The organism is Nocardia sp. NPDC004278, assembly GCF_053602975.1.
Map to the genome: position 1 here is coordinate 99877 of NZ_JBSGEQ010000007.1, position 12134 is coordinate 112010.

The window sequence follows — 12134 nt, forward strand, 5'->3', positions numbered from 1 at the left end:
ATGCTAGTTGACCTTGATAGCAAATGCTCGGCTAAACGATTGTCAATGAAGAACGACGGTCAGGGCGGTGCGCAGCGAGGCCGCGGCGACCGCGGTGGCGTGTTCGGCGTCCATTGCGACCAGTACGACCCGCTCGGGCGTGCCGCGCCGGTCGCCAGGGCCGGATACCAGGACGACCGCGGCGTCGAGCGCCAGTAGCCGAGCGGGCCGGCTGCTCTGCTCCTCCGCAGCGACGACGTCCACCCGGTCGCCCGCCCGCAGGATCTCCGCGACCGCGGTATCGGCCAGCCGAATGGGCACGATGCGGGCGTCACGGGTGCTGGTGGCGACCGCCGCCAGCCGGGGCCCGACGATGCGCAGATCGGTGAACACCTCGCCGGTGCGCATGGCGCCGGTCAGCGTCGCGCCGACCAGGATGGCCATATCGTCGACCGCGCCCACGGGCAGTGTCCTGGATTCGTGGGGTGCCGAGCGCAGATCGGCCGCCTCCAATAGATGCCCCGGCGGCAGATCGCGTCCGGCGACCATAACGTCGGTGCGTTCACGACCGGGATCACCGCGCAGGAAGAGAATGACCGCGAGTGCGGTGAGTGCCGCCGCGAGCAGGCGTCGGGCGAGCAGACCATCTGCCCACGGCGGGCGATTGTCGAATGCGCAGCGCAGGGAGTTGCCGCGGCCGAGTTCGGCGAAGGAGCGGGTCTTGCCCAGCCGGATGATGCCCAGGGGAGCCATGTCCGCAGCCTATGGCGACAATCACAGCGACCCGCCCGGGAAACAATGCTGCCTGTGGATAACAACAGCCCTGGGGATAACTCCCGCAGGGCTGCTTCAACCTGGTGAAACTCAGCTGGCGACGGCCGTGCTCGCGGTGCTCGAGCTGGTCGAGGAAGCGGAATCCGAGCTCGATGCGGAGCTGCCGGAACCGCCGTCCGACTTCGCGGGCTCGCTCGCGGTCGATGCGCCGCCGCGGCTGTCCGTGCGGTAGAAACCGCTGCCCTTGAACACAATGCCCACGGAATTGAACAGCTTGCGTAGCTTCCCGGAGCACTCCGAGCAGACGCTCAGCGCCTCATCGGCAAAGGACTGAACGATGTCGAAGCGGTTGTCACACTGGGTGCACGCATATGAATAAGTTGGCACTGGATCCTCCGCAGGGTTCGTCAATCTGGCACTCTACAGCCGACAGTGCCAACACCGCCAATCGGCATTTCATTCCGCATCCCCGTCGCGACCCAATCGATGCAGCCCACCATGCGGTGTGAGTGCCCAGCCCATGCGCAGATCGTGCGGTTCCTCGGGCAGTCGATCGAGCAGTTCGTCGTCGCGGACCACCGCGATCAATCGCGCCGTCGGCCGGGCCGCGGCCAGGGTCCGGTCGTAGTATCCGGCGCCCCGGCCGAGCCGGACGCCGCGGCGGTCCACCGCCAGCGCCGGGACCAGGATCAATCCCGCCAGCGTGATCGCATCGGCGAGTACCTCGCCCGCGGGCTCGAGCAGCCCGAACCTCGCGCGCCGCAAGTCATCGGTGCCGGTGAATTCGGCCCATTGCAGCGGTCCCGGCGGTCCGGTGACCGGCAGCAGCACCCGGGCGCCCGCCGCGCGCAGCGCCGTCAACAACGCCGTCGATCCGGGTTCTCCGCGCACCGGCACATACGCGCACACCCATTCGGGAACGTCCAGTGCGGCGACGTTGTGGGCCAGCTCACGTGCCTCGGTTTCGTGCTCGGCGGCGGTCATCGCGGCCCGTCGGGCGTTAATTTCCACACGCCAGGCATGTTTGTCACGCTCGCCGGGCATCTCCACGGTGATCACCTTAAGCTCACCGGGACCCGAGTCGGCGTGATGGCCGCCTCGGGCCTGTGATGGATGGATAGGGTAGGCGTATGACAGCAATGGCGGGACAATCCGCGAATGGCGCGGTCGTTTCGTGTTTCCGCACGGCCGTGGTGCCCGCGGCCGGACTCGGGACGCGGTTCCTGCCCGCGACCAAGACCGTGCCCAAGGAGCTGCTGCCGGTGGTCGACACTCCCGGCATCGAGCTGGTCGCGACCGAGGCCGCCGACTCCGGTGCCGAGCGACTAGTCATCGTGACCTCGCCCGGTAAGGACGGCGTGGTCGCGCACTTCGTCGAAGATCTGGTGCTGGAGGGCACGCTCGCCGAGCGCGGCAAATTCCATCTGCTGGAGAAGGTGCGCAAGGCGCCCGCGCTGCTGGATGTCACCTCGGTGGTCCAGGAGGAGCCGTTGGGCCTCGGACACGCCGTCGCGCAGGCCGAGGGTGTCCTCGATGAGGACGAGGACGCCATCGCCGTGCTGCTGCCCGACGATCTGGTGCTGCCGTGCGGGGTGCTCGATGTGATGAGCCGGGTGCGGCGCAAGCGCGGCGGAACTGTGTTGTGCGCCATCGACGTTCCCAAGGACGAGGTCAGCGCCTACGGTGTCTTCGATGTCGCGCCGGTGCCCGATGCGGTGAACCCGAATGTACTGCGGGTCAACGGAATGGTGGAGAAGCCGGCACTGGCGGACGCGCCGTCGACCTACGCGGCCGCGGGCCGATACCTGTTGGACCGCGCCATCTTCGACGCGCTGCGGCGGATCGAACCGGGCGCGGGCGGCGAACTGCAACTCACCGATGCGATCGCCCTGCTCATCGAGGAGGGCCATCCGGTCCATGTGGTGGTCCACCGTGGGTCGCGCCACGATTTGGGCAACCCGGGCGGCTATCTTCGTGCTGCGGTCGATTTCGCTTTGGAACGAGAGGAATACGGCCCCGCCCTGCGGGAGTGGCTGCAGCATCGGCTCAGTTCGGACTGGGACCCACAGCTGACGACCGACGACTGATAGCGGCGGGCGTCGGGTTTCGCCGATTGTGGACCGTCGGGTACGAATGATGGTTCACCTTGCGCATGGAACGTGGTTGCGCGGGTAGCGGAATCGGGTCGGTGCGGAGAGATCAGGAAGGGCTGGATGCGCTCGGTTGAGGATCAGCAGATCAAGGTGACAGCTGCGGCGGTCGCGCCCCGGCCGGTCCGGGTCGCGATCTCCGAGGCCCAGGGCCTGCTGTGCGCCGAGGATGTCGTCACCGAGCGCCCCCTGCCCGGATTCGACCAGGCCGCCATCGACGGCTACGCGGTGCGCAGTGTCGATGTCGCCGCCGCCGGTACCGATATCCGCAATGAGGACGGCGAACTGGTCGATCTGACGCTGCCGGTGGTCGGCGAGGTGGTCGCCGGATCCAAACAGCCGATCCGATTGCAGCCGCGCCAGACCGTGCGGGTCGACACCGGTGCGCCGCTGCCGACACTCGCGGATGCCGTGCTGCCCTTGGACTTCACCGATGGCGGCCGGGCCAGGATCAAGGTGTACGAGCCGGTGCGATCCGGTGACTATGTCCGGCGCATCGGCGACGATGTGCAGCCCGGCGATGTGGCGGTGCGCGCGGGCACCATTATCGGTGCGCCGCAGGTGGGCCTGCTCGCCGCGGTCGGCCAGGACAAGGTGCTGGTGCATCCGCGGCCGCGGTTGTCGGTGATCTCGGTGGGCGGCGAGTTGATCGATATCGATCGCACGCCGGGCCCCGGACAGGTCTACGACGTCAACTCCTATGCATTGGCCGCCGCCGCACGCGATGCTGGCGCGGATGTGAACCGCGTCGGCATCGTGAGTTCGGATCCACGGCGGCTGCGCGATGTGGTGGAGGGGCAGCTGGTGCGCTCGGAGGTCGTGGTGATCGCGGGCGCGATCGGCGGCTGGGCCTCGGAGCAGGTGCGCGAGGCGCTCGAGGGTCTGGGCGATCTCGAAATCGCCCGGGTGGCCATGCATCCCGGCTCCGTACAGGGTTTCGGGCGGCTCGGGCGCGATGAGGTGCCGACGTTCCTGCTGCCATCGAATCCCGTTGGGGCACTGGTTGTTTTCGAGGTCATGGTGCGACCGTTGATTCGAATTGCCTTGGGGCGCAGACATCCGATGCGCCGCATCATTCGCGCCAGGACGATCACGCCGATCACCTCGATCGCCGGGCGCAAGGGTTATCTGCGGGCCCAACTCATGCGCGATGAGGCCACCGGCGACTATCTGGTGCAGCCGCTCGGCGGCGGCGCCGGCGGTTCGTCGCATCTGCTCGCCACGCTGGCCGAGGCGAACAGTCTGATCGTGATCGACCCGGACGATACCGAGATCAGGACCGGTGACGAGGTTCGTGTCGCATTTCTCGCACAGCGCGGCTGAGGCGTGGAGACGATGAACGTGTTCCGGGGCACGCAGCATCCCGGATGGCCCGCGCATCTGGGACCGGTGCGGGTTGCGGCGGGCGAGGTCAGTCTGCGTCCGGTGCGGTTGCGCGACGCGGCGGCGTGGAGCCGGATCCGGTTGCGCGACAGGGCACATCTGGAGCCGTGGGAGCCGACCGGGCGCGGCGCCTGGGAGGCACGCAACCATGCGTCGAACTGGCCGTCGCTGTGGTCGAGTCTGAAGGCCGAGGCCAGACGCGGCGCGATGATTCCGCTCGTGATCGAGGTCGACGGTGCCTTCAGCGGCCAGCTGACCGTCGGCAATATCGTGCGTGGCGCCCTGCGTTCGGCGTGGATCGGCTATTGGGTGGCCAAGGATTTGGGCGGTCAGGGGGTGGCGACGGCGGCACTGGCGCTCGGTCTCGACCACTGCTTCGGGCCCGTCGGATTGCATCGGGTGGAGGCGACGGTGCGGCCGGAAAACCTGGCCAGCCAAGCGGTTCTGCGCAATGTCGGTTTCCGCGAGGAGGGTCTGCTGAAGCGCTACCTCGATGTGGACGGTGCCTGGCGCGACCACCTGCTGGTCGGCATCACCGTCGAGGAGGTGGCGGGCACCGTCGTGGACCGGCTGGTGCGCGACGGGCGGGCCACCTTGCCCTGACTGCCGGATGACGGCACGCCCGTACCGTTTTCGACGCGCCCGGCGGTCGCGACGCGCGGCAATAATGGTGGGAATGTGACGGGTGTGGCGTATGTGCACGGCGCGCCTGACCGAACTTGGTGCGACACCGAATTAACCTACGGACGTCGGAGGTGCGTCCTGCGCCACCGACAGTGACCGTAGCGATTGCTTGCAGGTCGCTCGAAAGGATGAGCTGTGAGGCGCTCGGTGACCAGTGCCGAATACGCCCCGCGGCGACCGGACGTCCGCCCGTCCGAGGCGTTTTGCCGCGAGCGAACGCACCGCGACGGGGCGCGGTGCGGCCCGGTCGAACAGACGATGCGGCGGGGACGGAGGTGCTGAGGCGAGATGCCGAATTCGATCCTGTGGATTGGCTTGGTCGTGCTCTGGGTCTTCGTGCTGTTCCCGATCCTCGCCGACCGGCATCCCAGGATCAGGCAGACTACCGACGCGGCGTTGGCGACCCGCGTATTGCACCGCGGAGGTTCCAAGCGGCGCGCGAAGAGTGGACCCGCCGCCGGACATGACAGTGATCCGGACTATCGCCCGACCCGAGTGCAGAGAAAGCTATCCCACAGCGATGATGCGGAGGACCGGATGACGACACCGGCCGACGAGCAGGTCACCGAGGACGACGATGCCACGGCCGACCCGCCCGAAGCCACGTCGGCGGTATCCGATACCGAAATCGACAACAGGGAAGGTGAAGTCGACGAGTTCGACTCCGCCGATGACGAATACGACGATGCGGACCGCGACGAATACGACGATGCGGACGGTGAATTCGACGGCGCTGCTGGCGAACTCGACCGCATCGATTCCGACGATGACGAGATCGCAACGGCCCGAACGGCTGCGAAGCAACGTGCGACGGCCGATGATGACCTGGTGGCGGCAGAGCACACCGAAACGACCGGTGCCCGGATTCCCTCGGCCCGGACGGCGCCACCCGCTCGTCTCGACGAATCCGATTCCGACGATCCGGATTTCGTGCCCACTAGGCGTGGCCGCGGCGGCTTCGACCCCGAGGCCGACGCCATCGCGCGCGCGGCCCGCTACACCTTCCGTCAGCGCGCGGTACTCGGCCTGATCCTGGCCGCTCTCACCTTCGGCGGACTCTCGGTGGCACTCAGCCCACTGTTCTGGTGGGGCTGTGGCGGCTCCGCGCTCGTCCTGGTGACCTACCTGGCCTACCTACGCAAGCAGGTGCGCATGGAAGAGGAGATCCGGCGCCGTCGCCTCGCCCGGCTGGCCCGCAGCCGCGGCGAGCATGTCGAAGAGGAACGCGAAGCCGAGCGGCGCGCCCAACAGCGCGTCATGGACCGCGACACCGCCCGCGCCCTGCGCCGCCGCTCCGCCCTCATCGAGTCCGATGACGAAGACCCCACGTTCGAGCACCTGGAAACCTTCGATGCCGCCACCGCCCGCGCCCTGCGCCGCGGCCACGGCGGCGATATGCGCCGAGCCGCAGGCGCCTGATCATCCGGTCGCCCGATCCGGACACCGCGTCCGGTCGAGCGCTCTCCCTCGCATCTGCCCAGCTCAGCCACACGATTCGGAGTCTGCCCACCCCGCCTGATACAGTGTCACAGCGCGGTTCCCCGGAGCCGCACGGGGCTATAGCGCAGTTGGTAGCGCGTCTCGTTCGCATCGAGAAGGTCAGGGGTTCGATTCCCCTTAGCTCCACTGAACAGTGAAGCCGCAGGTAATCGTCCTGCGGCTTCACTGTTGTGTGCTATTGCGCGAACACCTTGCGGCCGTTCAGTCATCGATGAGCGTCGTTTGTGTCCGAGCGATCCAGAGTAAAGACTCAGCACTCCGAGCGGGCGGTTCATGTTCCGGGTGGGCGGTGTGTGTAGCGAGAATAGACGCACGCTCATGCCGATCGTGAATTGCGTTGTGCTGGTGTGGCATGGAGCGCATACCATCAGATGAGTGAGAGATCCCGCCGACTTCGTTATTGTCGACGGACCTACGGCGACGATGTTCTGCGGGTCGCACGCTGCCGGGCATATAGGTCAGATCCTGCTTGTGGGGCCGGACAACACGATTCGGTGGGCTCGGGCAGAGGAGTCGGTCGAGGACTTCGACCCCTGGTGCGAAGCCGTGGTGCTGATCGATGTGCGACGTCGGGTGCTTGCGTTGTCCGGGCGGCTGGGCATGTCGTGGTTCGAGGACGTGCTGACTCCGAGTTCAGGCGAGCTGCAGTATGCCTACCGCGCCGCATTCTATGCGTTGCTCGCACAAGCATGGCCGGGATGGGAGCTCCAATGGGCCTACGAAGGTATCGACGACATTGTGCGGTATCTCGGAGATCGGTACCGCGGTGACAACTACTGTCCAGGACCAACATTCAGCGAGCCTTGGCACGACAGGTCACCGGTCTACTTCGACCCCGAATCGGATGAGCCGGACGATTCCCTGCTCGTTACGCTTGCCGTCGGGCCTGGTGCGCCGTTACGGGCATACCACCTGTACAACTTCGAAAACTCCGCCTTCGGGATCGGTGTGACGCTGACGACCGCACTGCCCTCCACCGCTGTGGTGACCGAGCTGCCATATCCACCCACCAGCGGACTGCACTTGGACCTGGGTGCGCGGCACGCGATGGTGTGGACCATTCGCGAACTCGCCGGTCTGCGCTCCGACTGGCCACGGCTGTGGCCGGGTTGGCGGCTGGAGTTCCAAAGCGACCGATACGAAACGCAACTCGCCCGCTGCGATGGCCGACTGTTCATCCTGGAACCCGACATGGCCTCGGCATGGGACCACCTCACCCGATGGGCGACACCCGGCATGATCGCCACGGCGCGCTCGCAATTGCGCCGCACGCCACGCTGGCCCGCCCTGGCGCGCCCACCTAGACGCGACGGCCGCCGACGGGTTATGTAGGCCGGAGACACCGACCATCGCTGCATCAGCACCGTGATCCTCAACATCGAAACCACCTTCCCCGACAAGGACGATCCCGACGCCACCATTCAGCTCGGCGGAGGCGCAATGATCGTTTTGGACAACGCGCTCGACCCCGATATGAATCCATACGGGATCATCCTCGTCGACCTTGGAAGCAGCTACGAATTCCCGACCGTGAAAACGGCTGACTACACGCCGTTCAGCCGGAAAAGCCGCTCAGCGTTGCGATGTGTGATCCTCTCCCGTTCCTCGGGCGTGATGTCGAGTTCGTCGAGGAACTCACGCACGCCGCCGAGGTGGAGGAACGGGAAGTCGGTGGACCAGATCACCCGGTCGAGTCCCACCTCGGCACGGATGAAGTCGAACTGGGGGCGGTGGAACATCCCGCTGGGCGTGACCCAGACGTTGGAGCGGTAGACCTCGGCGATTGTGCGTGACAGCCCGGTGTCGCCCGGCGAAAGGACGTCGTCCAGGCGGCTGAGGTAGAAGGGGACCATCTCGCCCCAGTGGCCACTGATGACCTGCAGGTCGGGAAGACGTTCGAACACTCCGGCGAGGATGAGCCGCAGCACGTGAATGCCGGCCTCGTGGTGCCAGCCCCATCCTCCCAGGGAGAACTCTGCGGTCACCTTGTCGTTGAAACCCGCGTAATAGGACCGCTGCACATGTTGAACGGGATGGAAAGGGTGCACGTAGAGAGGCACCCGCAGTGCGGCGATCCGGTCCAGGACCGGCTGGTAGGCGGGTTCGTCGAGGAACCCGGCACCAGGACGTCCCAGGATGAGGACGCCGCGCAGACCGAGGTCGGTCACGGCGCGGTCGAGTTCGTCGACGGCGGCGGCGGGCAGTTGCCACGGCAACGCCGCCAGCCCCTGAAGGCGATCGGGGCTAGCGAGGACCGCCTTCGAGAGCCGGTTGTTGACCGACTGGCACAGGGCGACCGCCCTGTCGTCGGGAACCAGCTGGACTGGGCTGGTCCAGGAAACAATCTGCACGTCGATGCCGTGCTCGTCCATCCGCCGGATGCGGTCCTGCCCGAGGTCGGTTCCGAGGCGGATCGCTTCGTGGATGTCGACGGCGGGTCGTCGGCCGGCACCGGGGCGCACCGGCGAGGAGCTGGAACTCTGGGCACGCATGTACGGCGCCTCACGGGCGAGGACTGGGCCTGCCGCTTCGGCGATCGACTGGTCGACCGCATGTTCTTCGATGCAGATCAGCGTCATGAGGAGCTCCTGGTGGAGTCGGGTGCGAAGACGGTCAACCGGCCAACGCCGGTTTGATGGTCTCTTCGGCGAACTCGCGGAAGGTGGTGGGTGTGGTGTTCCCAGCGCTACGCGCCGTGACGTTGTTGATGCCGCGCTCGCCGGCGAGGTCCATGTCCACCATGGACTGGGCCATCGCCTCGGAGACGCCGCGATCGACGAGGAAGCGGCGAATGGCAACTCGGTCCCCGAGCTCGTACCGGACGGGCACACCGAGAACCTCGGTCAGGATTTGCGCGATGTCGAGGTAGGAGAGGTCTTCTCCGCCGAGGACCTCGACCGACTCCTGCCCGGTCCAGGTGTGATCGAGCAGAAGTTCGGCAGCGAGTGCGGCGATGTCCTTCGTCGCGATCCAGGGCATCGTGAAATCGGCTGGGAGAGTGCCGGAGACGACCCCGTTCCGGATCGTGGCCACCTGCCGGAGGACGTTGTCCATGAAGGCGGGCAGAGCGAGCGAGCGCACGTGCGCGCCGGTGCTGCGGAAGAGGTCCTCCATCGCGTGCGACGCGGAGATGTGGCCCGCATAGATCTGCGATCCTCGCCCGAGCGCGGAAACGATCACGACGCGCGGCACACGGTGGCGCACGACGGCGTCGGCGCCGGGGATCGAGGCGGTCACGTACGCCTCGTAGGGACTGCTCGCGTTCGCAGCTGCCGGCATGAGCCAGAACAACGCGTCGGCGCCGTCGAGGGCACGGTCGAGGACATCGCCATCGCAGTGCGACCCGACGACGATCTCGGCTCGCTGCCGCACTTCGGCGGGCAGCTTGTCCGGGGCCCGAACAACGAGGCGCACCGGTTCACTTCGCCGCAACAGCGTGGCGACCAGCTTGCTGCCTATCTGCCCGGTGGGGGCGGTGACAACGATCATGGATGATTGCTCCTGTCCTCGTAAAACCGAAGTAAACTCAACCGTACCGTATACTTAAGGTGGCACGCTATGGCCCGACGCGGTGAAGCGCTGCGAGAGCACATCCTCGACACGGCGAAACTCGCGTTCCTGGAGGACGGCTTCGAGAGAACCTCCATGGACGCGATCGCGGCGCGCGCGGAAACGTCGAAGCGTTCTCTGTATGCGCACTTCCCGACCAAGGACGCGCTGTTCCTCGCGGTCGTCGAGCGCGTCCGCGCCCTGTTCGGTGAGCGGATGCGCACGCCCACGCAATACGCCGACGAACCGGCGGAAGCGGTCGTGCGGTACTGCGGGCGCTTCGTCCAGCTGTTGCGGTGGTCCTCGGTCGCCAGGATGCTCCGTCTCGGCATCGCTGAGGCCGACCGGCTGCCGGATCTGGCGGCCGGCCTCTACGACGTCCTCTTCGGGACCACGGCCCGCGATCTCGCGGCGCACCTGGAAACCGCCTCGGGGCTCGCGACCGGCGAGGCCGAGGTGGCGGCGACCGAGCTGATCGGCCTCGTCGTCCACCCGATGCTTCCGCGCCTGCTGTTCGGAATCGACCCCGTCGTCGACGAGATACCGGAGGAGGAGCGCCTGATGGCAGATGTCGACCTCGACCGGATCCGGCGCCTATGCCGCATCGTGCTGCAGCCGTTGGCTGCGGCGAACCAGCTCCCTCCGGGAACTCCCGTTCCGAGCCTTGAACGACGATGAAGCGAACTCGTCTGCCACACGCAGTGAGGTGACGCGGTCGCACAACAGCCGCCTGCCGAGTTTGTCACCACACCGGTTGAGGCCCCGGTCACGAGGCCCTCTCAGCCCCTGCCTGCCGCCCGAGCCCCGCGGTTCGCGCAGCGAACTGTTCGGCGCGCCACACGCCGCCCTCCCCATCCAACTCCTGAGCCACGGCAGGAAGCTGATCGAATCGAATTCGACCTACTCGGAGATCGTCAACTCGCTGACCAGCTCACCGTCAGTGGTCTGTGGCTCCTGGGGATTGCAGCGTAATGGATGCGATATCGCTGACGAGTCGACGGAGCTGATCCTCCTCGGCGTCGATCGCCGACAACAGATCGGCCAGCTGTTGGTGGGGTGGGATTCCCTGCTGGTCCGACGTGCGGTTGCGGGTGGCCATCGGTATTCACTCCTTGCTCGGATATGGAGCCGATCTGTTTGCTTACGTTCGGTGCCGGAAGTTGAGAAATGTGTTGGAGACCGCGGGCACGTCGGCGAACGGAGTACGTGGACTGGTTCAGACCCAGGCCGGCCGACATGACATACCGCCGGGTCGATTCCGTGGAAGCGTCGATCGGTCGGGTATCGCTCGGCGCGAGTGGCGCGTTGGTTGGGCAGCCGCTGGTCGCACTCCTGTCCCGTTCTCGGTCTCGGTTCACGGCATGACACGTCGATGTGCGGTTCCGGGTGGGTCATGCCCAGTCCAAGTGTTCGCGCTGGCCGAGGTCCATCGGCAGGTCCGCAACGCCGCCGACAGGCACTCATTCGACGCGGGCGTTTTCGCTGCTCGATGTCGGTTCACCGGCCACGGGCTCGCGACGGTAGACGATGCCCGCTCAGCGTATCGGCTCACTGCGAGTTACACACTCGCACAACGAGTTTCGTGACATTCGCCACGCACGGCTCGGCATTGCGACACCATCCTGTCGCTGGGCCCGAGACTCAACTCATTACCCGACTTCGTGGACGACGACCTCGGCGCGCACTTGCAGGACCATCCGCGGCACCGACATGTTCGACATGTGCCCCCGTAGTGTGATCACCGCGTGCGCCGCGGCGCGGCGGCATTCCTGGATCAGATCGACGAACGCTGGTGGCAGCATTCCGGTCTCTTGTGGCGGTTCATGGAACACGGTACCCAGCTCGTAGCCGAGCGAGCGGGCAGCAGCCCGTAACATGTCTTCACCCGAATCGCGGTCGCGTTCACCGATCAAGTCATCGCGCAAGTACCCGTAGGCCAGAGGGAGTAGTGCAGTCATCGTAGAAGCCAGTTCCGCATCGACCGGCCACCGCAGACAATCGCCTGCGCCAGCCGGATGGATATGTTCGCCGTAGCCTCGCTGGCAAAGCCGAGCTCGGCACTGGCAACACCCGTATCCAGTTGCTGACCGCGACCCCGCTGGGCATTGTTGCCCG

General features: G+C 66.5%; 13 protein-coding genes and 1 tRNA gene. 7 read left to right on the forward strand and 7 right to left on the reverse strand.

Annotation, left to right across the window (positions count from 1 at the left end; genetic code table 11):
- Window positions 1-42 precede the first annotated feature (42 nt).
- The 3 genes from ACWEO2_RS13200 to ACWEO2_RS13210 all read right to left on the reverse strand — a co-directional run bounded on the left by ACWEO2_RS13200 (window position 43) and on the right by ACWEO2_RS13210 (window position 1797).
- Window positions 43-732: an SAF domain-containing protein gene (locus tag ACWEO2_RS13200; RefSeq protein WP_452405511.1), complete on the reverse strand. Its 690-nt coding sequence runs from the start codon at window positions 730-732 to the stop codon at window positions 43-45.
- A 111-nt stretch (window positions 733-843) separates the two neighbouring features.
- Complete coding sequence (locus ACWEO2_RS13205; protein WP_354958374.1) at window positions 844-1140, reverse strand: FmdB family zinc ribbon protein; 297 nt, start codon at window positions 1138-1140, stop codon at window positions 844-846.
- 69 nt (window positions 1141-1209) lie between these two features.
- Complete coding sequence (locus ACWEO2_RS13210; protein WP_452405692.1) at window positions 1210-1797, reverse strand: 5-formyltetrahydrofolate cyclo-ligase; 588 nt, start codon at window positions 1795-1797, stop codon at window positions 1210-1212.
- Window positions 1798-1883: 86 nt separating this feature from the next.
- On the opposite strand from ACWEO2_RS13210, the gene ACWEO2_RS13215 reads away from it, so the two are divergent.
- From ACWEO2_RS13215 to ACWEO2_RS13240, 6 genes are all read left to right on the forward strand, one after another.
- The gene (locus ACWEO2_RS13215) at window positions 1884-2840 is read left to right on the forward strand and encodes a UTP--glucose-1-phosphate uridylyltransferase (RefSeq protein WP_452405512.1); all 957 of its coding nucleotides are present in this window, start codon (window positions 1884-1886) and stop codon (window positions 2838-2840) included.
- 126 nt (window positions 2841-2966) lie between these two features.
- Window positions 2967-4226, forward strand: coding sequence for a molybdotransferase-like divisome protein Glp (gene glp / locus ACWEO2_RS13220; protein ID WP_452405513.1), 1260 nt, complete (start codon window positions 2967-2969; stop codon window positions 4224-4226).
- Between the two features lie 12 nt (window positions 4227-4238).
- Complete coding sequence (locus ACWEO2_RS13225) at window positions 4239-4889, forward strand: GNAT family N-acetyltransferase (RefSeq protein ID WP_355176548.1); 651 nt, start codon at window positions 4239-4241, stop codon at window positions 4887-4889.
- Between the two features lie 369 nt (window positions 4890-5258).
- On the forward strand, window positions 5259-6389 hold the full coding sequence (gene sepX, locus ACWEO2_RS13230) for a divisome protein SepX/GlpR (RefSeq protein ID WP_452405514.1): 1131 nt from the start codon (window positions 5259-5261) through the stop codon (window positions 6387-6389).
- 134 nt (window positions 6390-6523) lie between these two features.
- Window positions 6524-6596 (forward strand) — tRNA-Ala (locus ACWEO2_RS13235).
- A 249-nt stretch (window positions 6597-6845) separates the two neighbouring features.
- A complete protein-coding gene (locus tag ACWEO2_RS13240) occupies window positions 6846-7802 on the forward strand; it encodes a hypothetical protein (protein ID WP_452405515.1) in 957 nt (318 codons plus the stop codon).
- A gap of 212 nt (window positions 7803-8014) precedes the next feature.
- Here ACWEO2_RS13240 and ACWEO2_RS13245 read toward each other — a convergent pair whose 3' ends face one another.
- A complete protein-coding gene (locus tag ACWEO2_RS13245; protein WP_452405516.1) occupies window positions 8015-9049 on the reverse strand; it encodes an amidohydrolase family protein in 1035 nt (344 codons plus the stop codon).
- A gap of 34 nt (window positions 9050-9083) precedes the next feature.
- On the reverse strand, window positions 9084-9959 hold the full coding sequence (locus ACWEO2_RS13250; protein ID WP_452405517.1) for an NmrA family NAD(P)-binding protein: 876 nt from the start codon (window positions 9957-9959) through the stop codon (window positions 9084-9086).
- A 69-nt stretch (window positions 9960-10028) separates the two neighbouring features.
- Here ACWEO2_RS13250 and ACWEO2_RS13255 point away from each other — a divergent pair, with 69 nt between their 5' ends.
- The gene (locus ACWEO2_RS13255) at window positions 10029-10697 is read left to right on the forward strand and encodes a TetR/AcrR family transcriptional regulator (RefSeq protein ID WP_452405518.1); all 669 of its coding nucleotides are present in this window, start codon (window positions 10029-10031) and stop codon (window positions 10695-10697) included.
- A 259-nt stretch (window positions 10698-10956) separates the two neighbouring features.
- Here the strand turns inward: ACWEO2_RS13255 and ACWEO2_RS13260 are convergent, their stop codons facing one another.
- Both ACWEO2_RS13260 and ACWEO2_RS13265 read right to left on the reverse strand, forming a co-directional pair.
- Window positions 10957-11118, reverse strand: coding sequence for a hypothetical protein (locus ACWEO2_RS13260; RefSeq protein ID WP_452405519.1), 162 nt, complete (start codon window positions 11116-11118; stop codon window positions 10957-10959).
- A 550-nt stretch (window positions 11119-11668) separates the two neighbouring features.
- A complete protein-coding gene (locus ACWEO2_RS13265; RefSeq protein WP_452405520.1) occupies window positions 11669-11977 on the reverse strand; it encodes a hypothetical protein in 309 nt (102 codons plus the stop codon).
- Window positions 11978-12134: the final 157 nt, after the last annotated feature.